Annotated in this window: 20 protein-coding genes and 1 tRNA gene; 16 read left to right on the forward strand and 5 right to left on the reverse strand. The window is 60.5% G+C overall.

Annotation, left to right across the window (positions count from 1 at the left end; genetic code table 11):
• Positions 1-23: 23 nt before the first annotated feature.
• Positions 24-111: transfer RNA gene (locus tag PSH79_RS12645), tRNA-Ser, on the reverse strand.
• A 122-nt stretch (positions 112-233) separates the two neighbouring features.
• Between PSH79_RS12645 and PSH79_RS12650 the strand changes: the two genes are divergently transcribed.
• Positions 234-905 (forward strand): Bax inhibitor-1/YccA family protein, encoded by a 672-nt coding sequence (locus tag PSH79_RS12650; RefSeq protein WP_064391025.1) that lies wholly within the window; start codon positions 234-236, stop codon positions 903-905.
• Positions 906-970: 65 nt separating this feature from the next.
• Here PSH79_RS12650 and PSH79_RS12655 read toward each other — a convergent pair whose 3' ends face one another.
• The gene (locus tag PSH79_RS12655; protein ID WP_305443347.1) at positions 971-1,297 is read right to left on the reverse strand and encodes a YceK/YidQ family lipoprotein; all 327 of its coding nucleotides are present in this window, start codon (positions 1,295-1,297) and stop codon (positions 971-973) included.
• 57 nt (positions 1,298-1,354) lie between these two features.
• Entirely contained in the window at positions 1,355-1,792 is a 438-nt protein-coding gene (locus tag PSH79_RS12660) for an Lrp/AsnC family transcriptional regulator (RefSeq protein WP_305443349.1), read from the reverse strand.
• Between the two features lie 149 nt (positions 1,793-1,941).
• Here PSH79_RS12660 and PSH79_RS12665 point away from each other — a divergent pair, with 149 nt between their 5' ends.
• Complete coding sequence (locus PSH79_RS12665) at positions 1,942-2,835, forward strand: DMT family transporter (RefSeq protein ID WP_305443351.1); 894 nt, start codon at positions 1,942-1,944, stop codon at positions 2,833-2,835.
• A gap of 3 nt (positions 2,836-2,838) precedes the next feature.
• Here the strand turns inward: PSH79_RS12665 and PSH79_RS12670 are convergent, their stop codons facing one another.
• Positions 2,839-3,879 (reverse strand): FUSC family protein, encoded by a 1,041-nt coding sequence (locus PSH79_RS12670; RefSeq protein ID WP_305443939.1) that lies wholly within the window; start codon positions 3,877-3,879, stop codon positions 2,839-2,841.
• Between the two features lie 46 nt (positions 3,880-3,925).
• Complete coding sequence (locus PSH79_RS12675; RefSeq protein ID WP_305443353.1) at positions 3,926-5,551, reverse strand: NADP-dependent glyceraldehyde-3-phosphate dehydrogenase; 1,626 nt, start codon at positions 5,549-5,551, stop codon at positions 3,926-3,928.
• 311 nt (positions 5,552-5,862) lie between these two features.
• Between PSH79_RS12675 and PSH79_RS12680 the strand changes: the two genes are divergently transcribed.
• From PSH79_RS12680 to PSH79_RS12745, 14 genes are all read left to right on the forward strand, one after another.
• The gene (locus PSH79_RS12680) at positions 5,863-6,216 is read left to right on the forward strand and encodes a cytochrome c5 family protein (protein ID WP_305443355.1); all 354 of its coding nucleotides are present in this window, start codon (positions 5,863-5,865) and stop codon (positions 6,214-6,216) included.
• Between the two features lie 75 nt (positions 6,217-6,291).
• Entirely contained in the window at positions 6,292-7,620 is a 1,329-nt protein-coding gene (locus PSH79_RS12685) for a D-arabinono-1,4-lactone oxidase (protein WP_305443941.1), read from the forward strand.
• Positions 7,620-8,903: a DSD1 family PLP-dependent enzyme gene (locus PSH79_RS12690; protein WP_305443357.1), complete on the forward strand. Its 1,284-nt coding sequence runs from the start codon at positions 7,620-7,622 to the stop codon at positions 8,901-8,903. Before PSH79_RS12685 ends, PSH79_RS12690 begins: the two co-directional genes overlap by 1 nt.
• A 211-nt stretch (positions 8,904-9,114) precedes the next feature.
• Positions 9,115-9,717: a transposase gene (locus PSH79_RS12695; protein ID WP_370872660.1), complete on the forward strand. Its 603-nt coding sequence runs from the start codon at positions 9,115-9,117 to the stop codon at positions 9,715-9,717.
• A gap of 55 nt (positions 9,718-9,772) precedes the next feature.
• On the forward strand, positions 9,773-11,371 hold the full coding sequence (locus PSH79_RS12700) for a ShlB/FhaC/HecB family hemolysin secretion/activation protein (protein ID WP_305443362.1): 1,599 nt from the start codon (positions 9,773-9,775) through the stop codon (positions 11,369-11,371).
• A gap of 12 nt (positions 11,372-11,383) precedes the next feature.
• The gene (locus tag PSH79_RS12705) at positions 11,384-13,183 is read left to right on the forward strand and encodes a DUF2341 domain-containing protein (RefSeq protein WP_305443364.1); all 1,800 of its coding nucleotides are present in this window, start codon (positions 11,384-11,386) and stop codon (positions 13,181-13,183) included.
• Positions 13,184-13,194: 11 nt separating this feature from the next.
• A complete protein-coding gene (locus PSH79_RS12710; protein ID WP_007915482.1) occupies positions 13,195-13,620 on the forward strand; it encodes a biopolymer transporter ExbD in 426 nt (141 codons plus the stop codon).
• Positions 13,621-13,623: 3 nt separating this feature from the next.
• On the forward strand, positions 13,624-14,328 hold the full coding sequence (locus PSH79_RS12715; protein ID WP_305443384.1) for an energy transducer TonB: 705 nt from the start codon (positions 13,624-13,626) through the stop codon (positions 14,326-14,328).
• Positions 14,329-14,367: 39 nt separating this feature from the next.
• Positions 14,368-16,065, forward strand: a complete 1,698-nt coding sequence (locus tag PSH79_RS12720) for a putative porin (RefSeq protein ID WP_305443386.1) — start codon at positions 14,368-14,370, stop codon at positions 16,063-16,065.
• A 17-nt stretch (positions 16,066-16,082) separates the two neighbouring features.
• The gene (locus tag PSH79_RS12725; protein ID WP_305443388.1) at positions 16,083-16,712 is read left to right on the forward strand and encodes a DNA repair protein; all 630 of its coding nucleotides are present in this window, start codon (positions 16,083-16,085) and stop codon (positions 16,710-16,712) included.
• Positions 16,713-16,729: 17 nt separating this feature from the next.
• Entirely contained in the window at positions 16,730-17,200 is a 471-nt protein-coding gene (locus PSH79_RS12730) for a YbjN domain-containing protein (protein ID WP_187680431.1), read from the forward strand.
• A complete protein-coding gene (locus tag PSH79_RS12735; protein WP_305443391.1) occupies positions 17,197-18,144 on the forward strand; it encodes a peptidylprolyl isomerase in 948 nt (315 codons plus the stop codon). Before PSH79_RS12730 ends, PSH79_RS12735 begins: the two co-directional genes overlap by 4 nt.
• Before the next feature lie 186 nt (positions 18,145-18,330).
• The gene (locus PSH79_RS12740; protein ID WP_305443392.1) at positions 18,331-19,311 is read left to right on the forward strand and encodes a LysR family transcriptional regulator; all 981 of its coding nucleotides are present in this window, start codon (positions 18,331-18,333) and stop codon (positions 19,309-19,311) included.
• Positions 19,312-19,391: 80 nt separating this feature from the next.
• On the forward strand, positions 19,392-19,910 hold the full coding sequence (locus PSH79_RS12745) for a GNAT family N-acetyltransferase (RefSeq protein WP_305443394.1): 519 nt from the start codon (positions 19,392-19,394) through the stop codon (positions 19,908-19,910).
• Position 19,911: the final 1 nt, after the last annotated feature.

A 19,911-nucleotide genomic window follows, 5' to 3' on the forward strand; every position in this document is an offset into this window, starting at 1 on the left:
TCAGGGCTTTGTCGTACATAAGATGGCGGAGGCGATGGGATTCGAACTCATGGACCTGTTACAGTCGACGGTTTTCAAGACCGTTGCCTTAAACCACTCGGCCACACCTCCGTTGCGTTGCGGGCGCCATAATACCTGAATGAAACACACTGTCAAACTCTCTGCATGGCTTGTTACAGAGCGTCTGTTATGATCTTTGCGACTGAACGTTTCAAACCAACAGGAGTGTCGCCATGCGCGAACAGGATTACGCAGTTAATAACGGCGTGCAGGCTGAGCAGCTAGAGGTTAGCCGCGTCCTGCGCAACACATACGGTCTACTGGCTCTCACCCTCGCATTCAGTGGCGTGATGGCTTTCGTGGCTCAGCAGATGCGTGTTGGCTACCCGAACATTTTCGTGGTGCTGATCGGCTTCTACGGGCTGTTCTTCCTCACCAACAAACTCCGTGATTCCGCGTGGGGCCTGGTGTCGGCGTTTGCCCTGACTGGTTTCATGGGTTTCCTGCTCGGCCCGATCCTCAACCGTTACCTGGGCATGCAGGGCGGCGCTGAAGTGGTCAGCTCCGCGTTCGCGATGACGGCACTGGTGTTCGGTGGTCTGTCGGCCTATGTGCTGATCACCCGTAAGGACATGAGCTTCCTGGGTGGTTTCATCACCGCCGGTTTCTTCGTCCTGCTGGGTGCAACGCTGGCGAGCTTCTTCTTCCAGATCAGCGGCCTGCAACTGGCGATCAGCGCAGGTTTCGTGCTGTTCTCGTCGGTCTGCATCCTGTTCCAGACCAGCGCCATCATTCACGGCGGCGAGCGTAACTACATCATGGCGACCATCAGCCTGTATGTATCGATCTACAACCTGTTCGTCAGCTTGTTGCAGATCTTTGGCATCATGAGCCGCGACGACTGATTGCAGTCGGTGAAATAACGAAAAACCCGCCTAGGCGGGTTTTTTGTTGTCTGCAGAAATGCGGGTCAATTGATCACGATACTGCCATCGGCCTGTTGCTTGTAGATCGTATAAGGCAACAGCAACGTGTCGAGCACCCCTGACAATGCAGCATCTACCAGTACGCCGGGTGTTGCGTTGTCGTAATTGAACGCATCGACATCATCCGGCCGCTCTGCGTGCAGCAAGCAGAAGTCGTAGGTCACGCCGCTATAGATTCGCGGAACAGCGCCGCAATGGGATTTTTTCTCTTTCAGGTAGGCCGCCGCGTCCTGATCGCTATGCACCACCGTCTGCACCGTCCCACACCCGCCAAGCATCAAAGCTGCCAGGATCACTGCCTGAATTCTCATACCGCCAATCCTTCGCCGGAAAAACCCTAATCTACGCCGAAAGCGCAGAAAAAACACTTATTCCATCGGCGGCAAACGGCGCTTGACCGGGGTTTTCTTGACGATTGCGGTATTGGTTTCGGCCAAGGTATTGAGGCGGTCGAGCAGGGTGTCCAGCTGTTCCATCGAGCGCACGTGCAGGCGTGCGATAAAACAGTCCTCGCCGGTAACCTTGTCGCACTCGGTGAATTCCGGGATCGACAGGATCTGCCGCTCCACCTCCTGCAATTGCCCCGGCAGCGGCCGTACCCTGACGATCGCCTGCAATTGATAGCCGAAGCACTTGGGGTCGATCTCGACGGTGTAGCCCTTGAGCACACCGCGTTCCTCCAGTCTGCGCAAACGCTCGGCCACGCTCGGCGACGACAATCCGCTGATTTGAGCCAGCGCCTTGAGCGAGCGCCGCGAATCCTCCATCAAGGCGCTGATGAGGATCTGGTCGATATCGTCGGTCATGAACAAACTCCCGCATTAGGCGATTGGTGAAAACTACCCTCGATAAAAAAGGTAGAAAGCAAGTTTAGCCTGCTTTCTGCGCTGGAGTGCTCGCGTGCCGGCTTGGCATACTTTTGCCACGCTTCTATCAAACGCTGAGGACATTGATGATGGACAACACACTGCGTCGCGGCTCATTTGAAATGACCGCTGCCATGCTGATATCCGGGACGATCGGCTGGTTTGTACTGGTATCCGGGCAACCGGTGCTGGACGTGGTGTTCTGGCGCTGCGTGTTCGGTGCCGGCACCTTGCTGCTGATCTGCGCCGCATTCGGCTTTCTGCGCCCGGGTATTCTGACCCGCACGACATTTTTGCTGGCCGTGCTTAGTGGCGTGGCGATTGTCGGCAACTGGGTGCTGTTGTTCGCCTCGTACTCCCGGGCTTCGATCGCCATTGGCACGGCGGTATACAACGTGCAGCCGTTCATGCTGGTCGGTTTGGCGGCGCTGTTTCTCGGCGAGAAGATCACCGTGCAGAAGCTGTTCTGGCTGGCGATTTCATTTTTGGGGATGTTGGCGATCGTCAGTGCCCATGGCCAGCAAGGTGAGGGCGGAAACGACTATCTGGTGGGTATTGCCCTGGCGTTGGGCGCGGCGTTTCTCTATGCGATTGCGGCGCTGATCATCAAGCGCCTGACTGGCACTCCACCGCATCTGATCGCGTTGATTCAGGTCTGCACCGGCGTGCTGTTGCTTGCGCCGTTCGCGCATTTTTCCGCACTGCCACAGGCGCCGAGCGAGTGGGGCAGTCTGGTCACGTTGGGCATCGTCCACACCGGCCTGATGTACGTCCTGCTGTACGGCGCGATCCAGAAGCTGCCGACGGCATTGACTGGCGCACTGTCCTTCATTTACCCGATTGCCGCGATCTTCGTCGACTGGTTCGCCTTCGGTCATCGCCTGGAAATCCTGCAATGGGTTGGCGTTGCGGCGATTCTGCTGGCGGCGGCCGGCATGCAACAGGGCTGGGGTTTCAAGGCACGGCGGCTGGCCGCGCAGTAAACCTCAGATGTTCCAGCGCGGTGCGGTTTTTGCCAGGCGCTGGCGCATCTCGCCGATGTTCGCGGCGAGTTGTCGGGTCAACAAACGATAGCCATCGAGCGCGCTGTAGACAGGTGCGTCAAGGCTGGTCTCGTGCAGCTCCAATGGCCGATCCAATCGCTGCGCCGCGCCAGATTTCAGGGCACGGGCCATGCCGATCAACTGCACGCGAATGACCCGATGCTCGGCCTTCAGCGCCGATTGCAGATGAGCCATGGCTTCTGGATCGTTGGCATCCGGGCGAGTGTTACCGAGGATCTCCAGTGTGCTGATGCACATGCGCAGGTTGCGCTGGATGGCATCGAGTTCGGTCATGGAGATTTTCACTTCCTTGGACACCGACGGCATCAGCGAGCGCAATTGCACCATCACTGCGCCCAGGCGCCCCATCAATTTCAGATGTTCATCAGCAGCGACGGGTTGGCCGCTGATGATTCGTCCGTACACCGTGGCGCAGTCGCGCAAGGCATCGGCGAGGTTGTAGCGCCACGAGTACACCGCGTACAGCGGCAGCGCGAAGGAGAAGGCCAATGCGAGTGCAATGCCGATCAGAATATCCACCCCACGCCACAAGCCATCGGTGATCGGGTTGTCGCCATGCCCGGCGACAATGAATACGGTGATCGCCGAAAGCAGGGCGGTGTAGCCGCCCTTGCCAATGGCGTGATAGGAGAAAAAGCCGCAGACCACGGCCATGGCGAAGTAGGTCAGCCACGGCATGCCGAGCCACGCCTGCTGCGCCACCAGCAATAATCCGACGCCGGCACCGATCAAGGTGCCAGTGGCGCGTTCGGCGGCTTTTTTGCCGATGTTGCCGTGGTGCTGCAATCCGCCGATCACTACCAGCATAGTCACCGACGCCCACTCGCCGTGGGGCAGGTTGATGCCGGTGGTCAGCAGAATCGTTGCCAGCAACCCCAATGCCACCCGCACCGCGTGGATCAATCGGGCGTGTCGGTAGCGCCGGTACGGGTCCAGCAGCGGACGCAGGATCCGGCGCAACAGCGGTGGCAGTCGGTGGGAGCTGAACGTACTCAGTGCAAGGCCCTCGTCAGAAGATGTAGTCGGTGGTCAGGAAGCTCGAATCGCGCCCGCGAATGATCTCGCTGATCAGATCCTTGTTGCTGTCCTGGAATTTGGTCGCCACCAGCGTGCGGATCGAAAACACCCGCAACGCATCGTGTACCGACAGCGTGCCTTCGGCAGAGTTCTTGCGGCCGTTGAACGGATAGGTGTCCGGGCCGCGCTGGCACTGGGCGTTGAGGTTGATCCGGCCGACCTGGTTGGCGAAGGTGTCGACCAGTCGGCCGACCGCCACCGGGTTGGTACCGAAGATGCTCAACTGTTGGCCGAAGTCCGATTCCAGCACGTAATCGATCACGGTATCGAGGTGACGGTACGGCACGATCGGCACGACCGGGCCGAACTGTTCTTCTTGATAGACGCGCATTTGCGGATTCACCGGGTACAGCACCGCCGGGTAGAAGAACGACTCGCGGGATTCACCGCCATTCGGGTTGACCACCTCGGCGCCCTTGCTGCGCGCGTCCGCCACCAGCCCATGCAGATAATCGACCTTGCCCGATTCCGGCAGCGGCGTCAGCGACACGCCGCTGTCCCAAGGCATGCCCGGTTTCAGCGTGGCCAGTTTGGCGTTGAATTTATCGATGAAACTGTCGACCACGTCTTCATGCACGAAGAGGATCTTCAGGGCAGTGCAGCGCTGGCCGTTGAACGACAGCGAACCGGTGACGGCTTCGCTGACGGCGTTGTCCAGATCGACTTCCGGCAGGACGATGCCGGGGTTCTTCGCGTCCAGGCCCAGCGCCGCGCGCAAGCGGTGTGGTTTGGGGTGCAGCTTCTTCAGGTCGCTGGCGGCCTTGTTGGTGCCAATGAAGGCGAAGATGTCGATCTTGCCGCTGGCCATCAGTGCGCTGACGGTTTCGCGGCCGCTGCCGTAGATCACGTTGATCACACCCGTCGGGAAGCTGTCGCGGAACGCTTCGAGCAACGGGCGGATCAGCAGCACGCCGAGCTTGGCCGGTTTGAACACCACGGTGTTGCCCATGATCAGTGCTGGGATCAGCGTGGTGAAGGTCTCGTTCAGCGGATAGTTGTAAGGGCCCATGCACAGCGCGACGCCGAGCGGTACGCGGCGTATCTGGCCGAGCGTGTCCTGTTCCAGCTCGAAACGGCTTGAGCGGCGGTCGAGTTCCTTGAGGGCGTTAATGGTGTCGACGATGTAATCGCAGGTGCGGTCGAACTCTTTTTCCGAGTCCTTCAGGTTCTTGCCGATTTCCCACATCAGCAGCTTCACCACAGCGTCGCGTTGCTGACGCATGCGGCCAAGGAAGGCTTCGACGTGCTGGATGCGCTCGGCCACGCGCATGGTTGGCCACAAGCCCTGGCCACGGTCATAGGCGCGAACGGCGGCATCGAGGGCGGTGAGGGCGGTGTCGGCGTCGAGCAGCGGCGTGCTGCCGAGAATCACTTGTTCGTCGCCTTTGTCACCTCGCAAGTAGACCGGGCTGCGCACTGTGGCGAGCGGGCCGTCCCAGCGCCGCAACTGGCCGTCGACGAGGTATTCGCGTTGCTCGACCGGAGCGCCTGGGCGGTATTTTTCCGGGATGTCGCTGACAGAAGGGAACAGGTTGCCAAGGATGTTTGCTGTGGTCATGTCGCTACCCCGTGTTGGATGTCCGCGTGCAATCAAAAAGTCTGTACAGGTTATACGCCTGAATGCGCCGAAATTTAAACCCGGGAATGTCACACGAATGTCACGCAAAGGCGCAGAACAGAGAGGCTGGCAACGCCGCGAACCCTGTGGCAAGCCAGCTCCCACGGGTTTTTGTGTTATGCCCGACTCCAAGGTGAATCCCGGCTGGCCCCGTTTGCCCCCCTTACTGTCCCGCAATGCCCTCAGCCGTCTGGTGCGGCTGTCTTAAGGTGTGATCACAACAATCAGCGGCACCCCACGCGAGGATCGTTATGCGGGTAATCCGATTCACTCTACTGCTGGCTCTGGCCGCTGCGATGGTGGGCTGTGACGACGAAGCCAAACCATCTGCGGTATCCAGCAACGGCATCCCGTCTGACCCGGCACTGGCGCAGATCTACACCAACAGTTGCCAGCTCTGTCATGCCAACCCAGCGGCAAACGCGCCGCTGACCGGTGATCGCCAAGCCTGGGCGCCACGCATCCAGCAGGGCACTGACACGCTGCTCGACCACGCCATCAACGGTTACAACGGCATGCCGCCGATGGGCCAGTGCGTCGAGTGTTCACAAGAGCAGTTCCTGCAATTGATCGGCTTCATGGCCGACCAGCCTCTCCCTCAATAAGGTGCGCGCATGACGATGGATCTGACACGGCGTCAGTTGTTGCAACGGGCAAGTATCGTCGGCGCGTTCAGTGCCTTGGCGAGTCACCCGGCACTGGGGCAGTTGATGCGCGCGCCACGGCTGATTCCCTGGCGCAACTGGTCGGGCGGGCAGAGTTGCTTACCCGCGGCGCGGCTCGCGCCGAAAAACCTGGATGAACTGACGACAGTGATTCGTCAGGCCCAAGGCAAGATTCGTCCGGTCGGTTCAGCGCACTCTTTCAGCGCCTTGGTGCCCACCGACGGCACGCTTTTATCCCTGAGCTATTTCAGCGGTCTGCTCGAACACGACGCGAAAACCCTGCAAGCCGAATTCGCCGCCGGCACGCCGATGTCACGCATGGGCGTGCCGCTCAAAGACGTCGGCCAGGCCTTGCTAAACATGGCGGATATCGACTACCAGACCCTCGCCGGAGCAATCGCGACCTCGACCCACGGCACCGGCAAAAACTTCCAGTCCTACTCGGCCCACGTTTGCGGCATGCAACTGGTCACGGCCAATGGCGAGGTGCTCGACTGCGATAGCCGACGCCATCCCGAGGTGTTCAACGCTGCGCGCGTCTCCCTCGGCGCGCTTGGCGTAGCGACGAAAATACGTCTGCAAAACCGCCCGGCCTATCGCCTGCGCGAACGCCAATGGATCGCCAAGACCGAAGAACTGCTCGAAGACCTCGATAAAAACACCCGCGAAAACCAGCACTGGGAAATGCTCGTCGTCACCCATTCAGACTACGCGCTGTCCATCGCCCTCAACGAAACCACTGACCCGGCCACGCCGCCGATCAGCCCCGAAGAGGAGGGCGGCAACGAGTTCGTCAACCTGATCGAAAAGATCGACAAGTACGGCAGCGACTTTCCTGACCTGCGCCGCACGATGCTCAACAGCTTGCGCCATCTGGCGAGTTTCGATGACCGCGTTGGCGACTCGTTCGACATCTACGCCAACGTGCGCACGGTGCGCTTCAACGAGATGGAATATTCGGTGCCCGCCGAATACGGCCCGGCCTGTCTGCGCGAAATCCTCAAGCTGATTCAGGACAAGGACCTGCGCACCTGGTTTCCCATCGAGTACCGCTACGTCAAGGCTGACGACATTGTGCTGAGCATGTTCGAGGGGCGCGACAGCTGTTCGATATCGGTGCACCAGCATTACCAGATGGACCATCACAACTTTTTCGCTGCGGTCGAACCGATCTTCTGGAAGTACAACGGCCGGCCGCATTGGGGCAAGTTGCACACGCTCAATGCGCGAACCTTGCAACCGTTGTATCCGCGCTGGCGCGAGTTTGTCGATGTGCGCCAGGCGCTTGATCCGAGCGGGCGGTTTCTCAATGCGCACCTGTCGTCGATTCTGGGGGTGAACTGATGGCGGTCAATCGACGTAATTTTCTGCTCGGCACGCTTGGGGTTGGCGCATTACTGGTGGGCGTTGGCGCCTGGCTAAGGCCGGGGGATCGCGGCGCACCGTACAGCGATTATTTCCGCGCTCTGAACCGTGAGCTCAAAGACAAAGGCCCGATGCGTCCGGTGCTGCTGATCGATCTGGATCGACTCGATCACAACATTGATGTGGTGATGCAGTCGGTGAGACGCGGTGGCAAGCAGTTGCGCTTGGTAGAGAAGTCTCTGCCGTCGCCGGGGTTGTTGAGCTACATCGCGCAACGTGCCGGGACGCAACGGCTGATGTCGTTCCATCAGCCATTTCTCAATCACGATGCGGTGACGTTCCCGCAGTCGGATATTTTGCTCGGCAAACCATTGCCAGTGCGTTCGGCGGAGCTGTTCTATCAAACCCACAAAGGTTCGTTCGATCCCGCAAAGCAACTGCAATGGCTGCTCGACGGCCCCGAACGTTTGCAGCAATACCTGCAACTCGCACAGAGTTTAGGTGCGCGGATGCGTATCAACATCGAACTTGATGTGGGTCTGCATCGTGGCGGCGTCAGTGATGTGAATGAGCTGGGGCAGATGCTCACGCTGATCAGCGCCCACCCTCAGCACCTGGAATTCGCCGGCTTCATGGGCTACGACCCGTTCGTGGGCATGGGGGTGCCGGGCGTCCTCGGCTCGCCGGAGGAACTGTTCGCCAAGGTCATGGTGATTTATCAGCGTTGCGTCGATTTCACCCGGCAGCAGTTTCCCGCGTTGTGGCATGACGGTTTGTGCCTGAACACCGCCGGCAGTCCGAGTTATCGCATGCATGAAAACGAGAAGTTGAGCACGGAAGTGTCGGTGGGCACCGCGATGCTGAAGCCGACTCACTATGATTTGCCGTCACTGGTTGATCATGTGCCGGCCACCTACATCGCCACGCCCGTTCTGAAAAGCACCGGCGCGGTGAACATCCCGGCGCTGGATGACAAGTCGAAACTGTTTTCCTGGTGGGATCAAAATCAGCGCCAGACGTTTTTCATCTACGGGGGCAACTGGATGGCGGAGTTCGAGTCACCGCCTGGGTTGCAGAGTAACGGGGTGTATGGCCGTAGCTCGAATCAGGAGATGGTCAATGGCTCGAAAAATGTGGGCTTGAACGTGGAGGATCAAGTTTTCCTGCGCCCGACCCAGACTGAAGCGGTGCTGCTGCAATTTGGTGATTTGCTGGCGGTGCGCGGCGGCAAGATTGTCGACACCTGGCCGGTTTACACCTGAAATCATATTTCACCCAAACAGCAAGCCAGCTCCCACAGGGCGCGTGGTGTGTTTCAGACTCCATTCCCAACCATTGAGTAATGAAGCTTTTATGACAAAAGTTCGGTAGCACATCGCCAGTCCGGTCATGCCTATGTAACGCGCTTGAGGGGCCCAACGGGGCGCTTTTCACAAGCCGAGGCGGGACGCCGGGAGTGAGGCAATGGGGACTATGGAACGCTACTCGAAAGTGGGCATGCAGGAACTCGATCAACGCCTGTCGAAGATCGTCGAAGCCGCGCGCAAGAAGCCGGTTTCGGTGTATCGCTACGGCGCGCCGTGGGTCTGGATTGTCTCGCAGGATGACTGGCAGGGCGCCTTGAAAGAGGTCTCCAGCTACATTCCGCCAGGTCATTCGCTGGTCTTGCTACGCCCGCAGATCGACGATTTGCTCGACGCCCATCGCGACCTTCTGCACGACCTCAATGCCGAGCCCGGCCGGCTGATCCCCGCGCAAACGGTCATGCACATCCTGCTCCTGCAACTGCTGTATTCGGTGCCCAGCGAGCAGCAGCTCTACGAACAGCTCAGTTACAACCTGTTGTTCCGCTGGTTCGTCGGTCTTGGCCTGCAACAGAAAGTCTGGAGCTTCAATGCCCTCAGTCGCGACATCGCCACGCTGCTCAACAACCCGCAGGCGGTGCAACTCATTCAAAAAATCATCGGCGAAGTGTTCTGCGGTGCCTTGCTGCAAATGCCCGAGTTCTCCTTGAACTTCGCGCTGCTGCACACATGGCTCGCTAAACACGCAAGCGTTGCTACAGCCAGCAATTGACGCAACACACAAGGTGCACGAGCGCCAACAGGTCAACGCGAATTCAGGGGGTAGTGTGGAACAGATTTTCACGTCACGGCTGGCGCTGTGGGGCTGGCTGCTGGTGACGGTCGGCGCGCAGCCGGCGTTGGCCGAAGAGGCCACCGAAACCGCCGCCGCGCAGCGTCTGGTCGACGTCAACGAATACTTCGTGCGTGGCAATACCGTGCTCGATGCAAGGGCGATCGAAGAGGCGGTATACCCGTTTCTCGGCCCGCAAAAAGCCCTGAGCGATATCGAAGGTGCGCGCGACGCGTTGCAGAAGACCTATCAGGAGCGCGGCTATCAATCGGTGTTCGTCGAACTGCCAGAGCAAGCCGTGGCGGACGGCATCGTCTATCTGCAAGTCAGCGAAACCAAGGTCGGCCGCGTGCGTGTGGTCGGCGCCAAACACTATTCTCCGCTGGACATCCGCGACGACGTGCCGGCGCTGAAAGAAGGCGAGGTGCCGGACTTTGCGAAGGTTCAGGGCGAACTGGCGCAACTCAACAAAACCCCGGGCCGCCAGGTCATGCCGCTGGTTCGCGAAGGTCAGCGCCCCGGCACCATGGACGTCGATTTGCAGGTCGAAGACCAGAACCCTTGGACGGCCAGCGTCGGCCTCAACAACGACTACAGCGCTGACACCGAAAAACTGCGGGCCGTCACCAGCCTCGGCTACAACAACCTCTGGCAACTCGGCCACAGCATCTCGCTGACCTACTTCACTGCGCCGCAGGACACCGACAACGCCAAGGTCTGGTCCGGCTCGTATACCGCGCCGCTGACTGATCGCTGGAGCGTGCAGTTCTCCGGTTACCAGTCCGACAGCAACGTCGCCACCATCGGCGGCAGCAACGTGCTGGGCAAGGGCCATTCCTACGGCGTGTCGGCGATCTACACGCTGCCGTCCAGCGGCAGTTGGTCGAACTCGCTGTCAGCGGGTATCGACTTCAAAGACTTCGACGAGCGCCTGACGCTGTCCGGCGAGAGCGACAAGGTCCCGCTGCAATACGCGCCGTTCACCTTCGCCTACAACGGCTATCGCTACACCGAAAAGAGCCAGCTCGGCCTCGGCCTGAGCCTGGTCGCGGCCACCCGCAGCGTCTTCGGTTATGGCAGCTCCGACGAAGACTTCGACTACAAACGCTACCGCGCCAACCCGAGTTTCGCCGTACTCAAGGGCGACACCAGTTTCACCTGGACCTTCGCCAACGACTGGCAGAGCGCGAGCAAAGCGGCGTTCCAGCTGGCTTCGGGGCCGCTGGTTTCCAACGAGCAATTCTCCGCTGGCGGCGCGACCTCGGTGCGCGGCTATCTGGCCGCCGAGCGCACGGCGGATGACGGTTACCTGCTGAGCCAGGAACTGCGCACACCGTCGCTCGCCAAGTACACCGGCACCTGGATGCAGGATTGGCGCTTCTACGCCTTCGCCGAAGGCGCGCAACTGTACCTGCGCGACGAACTGCCGGATCAGGACGCCAATTACGCCCTGGCCAGTGTCGGCCTCGGCACCCGCGCCAGCCTGAGCAAATGGCTGTCCGGCAGCCTCGACTGGGGTTATCCGCTACTCGAAGGGCCGAACACCTCGAAACAGGAATCGCGCCTGCACTTCAACCTTCAAGCCACTTTCTAAAGGAGCACGTACATGCAGCGCCTCTTCCTTTCGTTGTTGATCTGCCTGGGCTTCGTGCTCCCGGCCACGGCTCAGGCCTGGTGGCAGGACGACTGGCACTACCGCAAACAGATCGCCGTCGACACCACGCCGCAGGGCGCGGCGATCAATCAGGCGCTCGGCCGCACTGCGCTGCTGGTGCGCCTGCACACGGGCAATTTCACCTTCGATGGCGTTAAAGAGGACGGTTCGGATCTGCGCTTTGTCGGCGCCGATGACAAGACCGTGCTCAACCACCAGATCGAAAGCTTCGATGCGCTGATGGGCATGGCGCTGATCTGGGTTGATGTGCCGAATGTCGAGGGTGGCCAGCGTCAGGACATCTGGATGTATTACGGCAACCAGAAGGCCCCGGCCACTGGCAACGGACAACTGACTTTCGATCCGAATTACACCGCGCTCTATCACTTTGACGGCGCCACCGGCACCCCGGCCAAAGACACCACCGCCTACGGCAACACCGCGCAAAGTGCGACCGGTGCGGCGATTGACGGCGTAGTGGGGCGTGCCTTGCAGTTCAGCGGCCAGCCATTGCTGCTGCCTGCAAGCCCTTCGTTGCAACACAACGCCGGCAGCGCGTTTACCTTCAGTGCCTGGCTGCGCCTGGATCAGGCCAATGACGAGCAACTGATTCTGGCCCGCCGTGAAGGTGCCAACAGTCTGTTGGTCGGTGTGAATCAGGGCGTGCCGTTCGTGGAAATTGACGGCCAACGTGCAATCGCTACGCAACCACTGAATCCGGGTCAATGGCAGCACGTCGCGCTGACTGCCGAAGGCTCGAAAGTCACGCTGTACATCAATGGCCGCGAAGGCACGACACTGGCGGTAGCGATGCCGGCGTTCAACTCGGTCATGGCTATCGGTGCTGATCTTTCCGCCAGCGCCTTGCAGCCATTCGTGGGCGCTATCGACGAGCTGCGCCTGTCGAAAGTTGCGCGTCCTGCGCCGTTGTTGCTGGCCGACGCTACCTCGCAAGGCGCCGAGTCGAAACTGGTGGCCTACGGCGTTGATGAAGAACAGTCCGGTTACGGTTTCGGCAGCCTCGGATTCCTGCTCAATGCGGTGCCGGTCGACGCTTGGGTGATCATCGCTGTGTTGGTACTGATGATGTTCCAGTCGTGGATCATCATGCTGCGCAAAAACCGTACCCTCGGCCGCGTCAGCAAGGCCAACGAAGACTTCCGCGAGCAGTTTGCCAAGGTCGGCACGCGTCTGGAGATGTTTGCCGACGACGCGCAACTCGCTCAGCGTTTGCAGCATTCATCGCTGTGGCGCCTGTATCTGGTGGCGGTCAAAGAAATCCGTACCCGCCGCGAGCAGGGCGCCGACACCTCTTCGGTTTCCGCTGCAACCATCGAAGCGATCCGTTGCTCGATGGACGGCGTGCGCACCCGGGAAAACCAGGCCCTCAGCTCGAAACTCTCGACCCTGTCCAACGCCATCGCCGGCGGCCCTTACATCGGCCTGCTCGGTACTGTGCTGGGGATCATGGTGGTGTTCCTCGGCACGGCGATGGCCGGCGACGTCAACATCAATGCGATCGCCCCAGGTATGGCGGCGGCGTTGCTGGCCACCGCCATGGGGCTGTTTGTCGCGATCCCGGCGCTGTTTGGCTACAACCGCCTGATCACGCGCAACAAGGAAGTCAGCGCCGACATGCGCGTGTTCGTCGACGAGTTCATCACCCGTCTGGCCGAGATGCACGGCGAAAGCCAGTTCAGTGAGGCGTCGCACGCACGCGGCCATCACGCCAACCACTCCGTACCGGCCTGAGGAACACTGACATGGCGTCCGTAAATGCCTCCCACGATGATGACGAAGATGCTGCGGTGGACAGCATCAACATCACCCCGCTGGTTGACGTGCTGATGGTGGTGCTGGTGATGTTCATCCTCACCGCCACCGCGCAGGTTTCCGGCATCCAGATCAATCTGCCCAAGGCCAGTGCTTCAGTGTCCTTGTCCGAAGCCAAGACCAAGGCAATTTCGGTCAACGATGGCGGTCAGGTGTTCCTCGATGCCTACCCGGTGACGCTCGCCGAGCTGGAAGAACGCCTGCGCATCGAAAAGGCACAGAGCCCGGACTTCCCGGTGATCGTGCGCGGTGACGCGACTGTGCAGTACCAGAAGGTCATCGAAGTGCTGGATCTGCTGCGCCGGCTCGAACTGTCCCAGGTCGGTCTTGTGACCGGCAAACCGAGTCAGGGCTGAGTCATGACCGCACAACTCCCGATCGAGCCGCTCCCGGTGAAAAAGTCGCCGATGCGCTTTGTGAAGTGGGGCGCCGGGCTATTGGTCGGCGCGCTCGCCGCATGGTTCCTGTGGCAGTGGGCCAACGATATGAGTGGCATCCGCCGCGAAGCGCCAAAGGTGCCGACGATCATTCCGTTGCCGCCACCGCCACCACCGCCGCCAGAGAAACCACCCGAGCCGGAAACCCCGGTGGAAGAAAAAGTCGTCGAGCCCGAGCCGACGCCCGAGCCCGAAGAGGTCAAGCCTGAAGAAGAGGCGCCGCCATCGCCAGCGGACGATCTGGCCAACCCGATGCAAATGGACGGCGATGCACAGTCGGGCAACGACGCCTTCAACATCGGCGCGGGCAAGGGCGGCGGCATGGCCGGCGCCGGTGGCGGGCGCTTGGGTAACGGCACTTACAGCCAGTTCCTCGCGTTCACCTTTCAGAAGCTGCTGCGCGAGAACCCCGAGTTGCGCAACCTCGCTTTCACCTTGCAGGCCGATGTCTGGCTGAGCAGCGTCGGCGAGATCACCCGGGTCGAGCTGATCAAATCCAGCGGCAATCCCGAGATTGATACCCAGGTTTTGGCGGCGTTGCGTAACGCGCCGCACTTAAGCGAAAGGCCACCGGCCTCCATGACTTTGCCTGTGCGCCTGTCCCTGCAAGGGCGGCGTCCGGGTTAAACGAATTCTTAGAGTTTTGCCAAAAGGAGTTGTGTGCAGATGATTTCCAACGTGAATCGATTGTCCCTGGCGGTCGGCATGGTCATCGCGACCCTGGTCGGACAGGCCGCAGCGGCGCCTGCGCCCTCGGAAAACGCCACGATCAATCTGATCCGCTTGCTGGTCGAGCAGGGCATTCTGAAGCAGGACAAGGCCGACGCCCTGATCGCTCAGGCGCAGAACGAAGCGGCGCAGGCGAAACAGGCTGCCACCACCACGGCAGTGGCGGCAGGGCCTGTTGCCGCCCCGGGGGATGTGCGTGTGCAATACGTGCCGGCGGCGGTGCGCGACCAGATCCGCGATCAGGTCAAAGCCGAAGTCATGGCCACCGCCAAGCAGGAAAACTGGGCCGCGCCCAACACCTTCCCGGACTGGGCTTCGCGCATCAGCTTCGACGGCGACATTCGCCTGCGTGACGAATCGCGCTACTACTCGGACAGCAACAGCAACGAGATCGTCGACTTCGCCAAGCTCAACAACAATGGCCCATACGACGTTAACCCGAACAGCAGCACCAACCTGCCGCCGCTGCTCAACACCCGCGAAGACCGCACCAATCAATTCCGCATTCGTGCTCGGCTGGGCATGAAAGCGGTGATCTCGCCGGAATGGACCGCCGGCATCCGCATCGGCACCGGCTCCGACAACAACCCGGTCTCGACCACGCAAAGCCTCGGCGGCGGTTTCGCCAAGAAAGACATCTGGCTCGATCAGGGTTACCTGAACTGGAAGCCGACGGAAGACTTGACCCTCACCGGTGGCCGCTTCGCCAACCCGTTCATGTCCACCGACATGCTCTATTCCAATGACCTCAACTTCGACGGTGTGGCGGCGATCTTCGATCACAAGCTCAACCGTGATTGGGGCGTGTTCGGTACCGTTGGCGCGTTCCCGGTGGACTACACCAACGACACCTCCAGCAGTAATGGTTTCGACAAGGAAGAGAGCGACAACAAATGGCTGTACGGCGCGCAGATCGGCGCCAAATGGGCAATCAACAGCAACAACCGCTTGAAGGGCGCACTGGCTTATTACCGCTTCGACGACATCGAAGGCCAGCGCTCCGGCCCCTGCGAGCCGTGGGCCGGCGCACCGGGCTGCGACAGCGATGGCAGCCGCGCGGCGTTCATGCAGAAGGGCAACAGCGTGTTCCTGCTGCGCGACATCACGCCGAACCCGCTCAACCCGACCACCACGCCGCAACCGCAATTCGTCGGTCTGGCGTCCGAGTTCAACCTGCTCGACTTGAACATGGTCTGGGACGCCGATCTGCCGCAAGACTTCAAACTGCGCAGCCAGGGCAACTACATCCACAACCTCAGCTACGACGAAGGCGACATGCGCAAGCGTTCGGCCGGGCAGATCGTCAACAACCTCGACAGCAATGGCGACATCGAAAGCGGCGCCAACGCGTGGATGGTCCAGTTCACCCTCGGCAACGCGCTGGACCTGAAGAGGCAGGGCGACTGGAATATGTTCGCCGGCTACAAATACATCCAGCCGGATGCCTTGCCGGACGGCTTCAACGACTCGTCGTTCCACCTCGGCGGCACCAATGCCAAGGGCTATTTCATCGGTGGCAATTACGGCTTGGCGAAGAACGTCTACGCCACCGGTCGCTGGATGAGCACCGAGGCGGTGTACGGCGCGCCGTTCGACATCGACGTCTTGCAGCTTGAGATCAACACGCGCTTCTAAGGCGCCGGAGAACGATCATGCACGCACGAGTTTTACTGCTGGGGCTGAGTTTTTTCATTGCGCACGGAGCCAGCGCCGAAGGCATGGAAGAGCGCCTGCGCACTCAGTTGCGCAGCACCACCCAGCAGTTGCAGACCCTGCAAAGTCAGCAGGCGCAGGCCAGCGCCGCGCAACTGGCGGCGCAGAACGAGGCCAAGGCTGCGCAGGCGCAAATCAGGCAGTTGAGCGCCGAACTGGCCAAGGCCAAAGGCGTCGCCGAGCAACTCGCCGGGCAGCAGCAAAGCCTGCACAGCCAGGCCCAAGCGCAAGTTGCGGCCAGTAACGAGCAAACCGGCAAGTTCAAGAAGGCCTATGACGAGCTATTGGTCATGGCCCGTGCCAAAGAGACAGAACGGTCTAAGCTTCAAGCGCAATTGGCTGAACGTGACACACAAGTGCAGCAATGTTCAGTCAAGAATCAGCAGATGTACGGCGTCGCCAAACAGATCCTCACTGCCTACGAAAACATCGACGTGGCCGAGGTGATGAAGATCCGCCAGCCCTTCGCGGGCAGCGCCCGGGTCAAGTTCGATGAACTGGCCCAGGGGTTGGGTGACGAGCTCTACAAGACTCAATTCGACGCGCCGCAAGCCGCGCTCGCACACTGATAAACAAGGAAGAAGTAATGACTCAATTGATCAGCCATGTTTCCCCGCAATCCCTGACCGACGTCCTGCAAGCGGCCGGTTATCGCGTCAACCAGACCGAACAGAACGGCATCGTCCAATTGCTCAGCGCCAGCCAGGGCATCGGTTACGCCGTGCGCTTCGGCAACCCGGCGGCGGAGCAGGGTAGCTATGTCGATTTCACTTTCAGCTGTGCGCTGCGGGTGCAGGGTGAGTTGCCAGTCGGTGTGGCCGAGCAGTGGAACGCGACTCGACGTTTTGCCCGCTTGTCGTTGCAGGGCGAGTTTCTGGTGATGGAAATGGACGTGGTGCTGGCCGCCGGTGTCAGCAACGATCACTTGCGCGGCAATCTGGAATTGTGGGATCGCCTGTTGCAGGAGTTCATCGTTTACCTGCGTGACTTCAGTCAGGCTGCTCAAGCATCGGCTGCAAAAGTGGCCGTCGCCGAGCAAGAGGAAGTCGCCCTGTGAAAAAGCCTGCCATGGTGATCGGCGCCGGAGCAGTGGCGCTGTTGGTGGTGGCCGTGGCGCTGGTGGTGCGACCGGGCAGTGACCCGGTCGCCGCCCAGCAATCGTCGCCGGTGTCGGCGACTGCCACGGGGCCGGCGGTGGCGCGGTTGGGTAATCAGCAGGTGTCGCCGCAGGAATTGCAGACATTGCTGGCCACTGTCCCGCCTGAAACCCGTGAACAACTGCGCGGCAATCGTGAAGCGCTGGAACGCTGGATTCGTGCGCGTCTGGCCGAGAAAGCGGTGCTGGAACAGGCCGATGCCCAGGGTTGGGCGCAGCGGCCAGACGTCGCGCGACAGACCCGCGCGGCGACTGAACAGATCGTCTTTCGCGATTATTTGCGTTCGGTCAGCGAAGTGCCGGCGGATTACCCGAGTACGGCCGATTTGCAGAAAGCCTATGACGCGGGCAAGGCGAACTGGCAGACCCCGGCTTTGTATCGGGTCAGCCAGATTTTCCTTGGGGTTAACGATCCGCAGAACCTTGAAGCCGTACGCAAGCAGGCAGTGGATTTGAGCAAAAAGGCGCAGGCCACACCGGGGGACTTTGCCGCACTGGCGAGCCAGTATTCGCAGGATCGTGTGACTGCCGAGCGCGGCGGCGATACCGGTCTGCAACCTTTGCAGCAACTGGTACCGGAAGTGCGCGGTGCGGTGGCGCGACTGAAGGTTGGTGCGATTTCCGATCCGGTGCAAAGCGCGGCCGGGTTTCATGTGATCAAACTCACGGAGCAGCAACCGGCGCGTACCGCGACCCTGGACGAACTGCGCGATCAACTGACTCAGGCGTTACGCGCCCAGCGTCAGGAACAGATTGCCCAGGCGTATCTGGACGGGATGCTCAATACCGCAACGCTGAGTATCGATGGGGCGGAACTCAATAAAGTCCTTGAGGAAGAACACTGATTGTTTATCCCATACAAAACCTGTGGGAGCTGGCTTGCCAGCGATGGCGGAGTGTCAGTCACCGGTGATGTTGGATGTACCTGCCTCATCGCTGGCAAGCCAGCTCCCACAAGGTTTTCATTGGGTTCAGACATTTTTCACAGTGCTGAAAGCCAATAAAATACAAAGATCGACAGGGAGTCATCGATGTCATTCACCGAACCCGCAGGACGACAGGGCAGCGCCGAATTTCGCTGGGCGCAGGACGAGAGTGAACCCTGGCTGGCGCAAGCCGCGATGATCGACACCGAAATCGCTCAATACTTTCTGGTCAGCGCCCGCTGCGGTTGCTTTATGCAAGCGGCGCGCAGCCTTAACGTTCGATCAACCCTGCTGCGCAAACAACTGGCGCAACTTGAGCAGGAACTCCAGCATTCGCTGTTCAGCTTTCAGGGCAGCGCCTTGAGCCTGACCCGCGAAGGCCAGCAATTGCAGGCGAAACTGGTCGCACTGGCCAATGAGCGCAAACTGCCGGTGGTCGAACAACCGCTGATTCGTCTGGCGGTTGCCGAATCGATCCTTCACGACATCCTCGGCCGCGACCTGATTGCGCTGCTGCGGCGCAACGCCAGCGTGCGTCTGGAAATCATCGCCCTGGACAGCGAATTGTCTCTGCGTGCAGTCAGTGCCGACGTCGTCCTCTGGCTGGCCCACGGCGAGACGCCGCTTCCAGGTCCGACCTTCGCCACCAACCCACCGCAGCCCCTGGCGAATCTTCACTACTTGCCGCACATCGCCAAACGCTACTCCCGCGTCACCGCGCGTCCGGACAGCCCCGAAGATCTTGCGGATTTCATGCTGGTGCAATGGCAACACGACCGGCAGATCGACAGCTTCCGCCCGTGGAACGAACTGGTCGAGCAACGTCTGGCGGGCGTAGTGCAGATGCAATCCTACGAACTGATGCTGGAGATGATCCGGTGCAGTGCGTGCATCGGTTTGCTGCCGGCGTACATGAGCCGCTACGACCGTGGGCTGGTAGCGTTGCCGGGGTTGTTCAACGAACCGATGCAACTGACAGCGTGGCTGGCAGTGAATGCCGATTCGCAAGACATCGTTGAAGTGCAAACCCTGGTCGAACTCATCCACCATACCTTCAACGAGCGCCACGAGTGGTTTCAGGATTGACGCAATCCCCTACGGTTTGTGCGTGTCGGACTTTGCGGTTTAGAGTGGTCAGCCACACATCGATCCAGGAAGGATCCGCCATGCCCGACCACAACCCCGCCATCCATATCGAACGCTTCAACGAATCACACGTCGAGGCTGTCACCGCGCTGTACAACGATCCAGCCGTGGCCCGCCAAGTGCTGCAGATGCCGTTTCAGTCTGTCGAGATCTGGCGTCAAAGGGTGATGGCGGATAACGAGCGGGCGGTGAAACTGGTGGCGTTGCATAAGGGCGAGGTGATCGGCCATTTGGGCCTGGAACACTATTCGCGGATCCGCCGCAGCCACGCCGGCAGCATCGGCATGGGCGTGGCGTTGGCCTGGCAGGGCAAGGGAGTGGGCTCTACGTTGCTGGCGGCGGCGCTGGACGTCGCCGACAACTGGATGAACCTGCACCGCGTCGAATTGACGGTGTACGCCGATAACGAAGCGGCTATCGGGCTCTATCGCAAGTTCGGCTTTGAAAATGAAGGCTTGTTCCGCGATTACGCGGTGCGCGACGGGCAATGGGTGGACACCCTGAGCATGGCCCGTCTGCGCAATCGTCCTAAAGGCTGAT

This window comes from Pseudomonas sp. FP2196 (genome assembly GCF_030687715.1).
Classification (GTDB): Bacteria; Pseudomonadota; Gammaproteobacteria; order Pseudomonadales; family Pseudomonadaceae; genus Aquipseudomonas.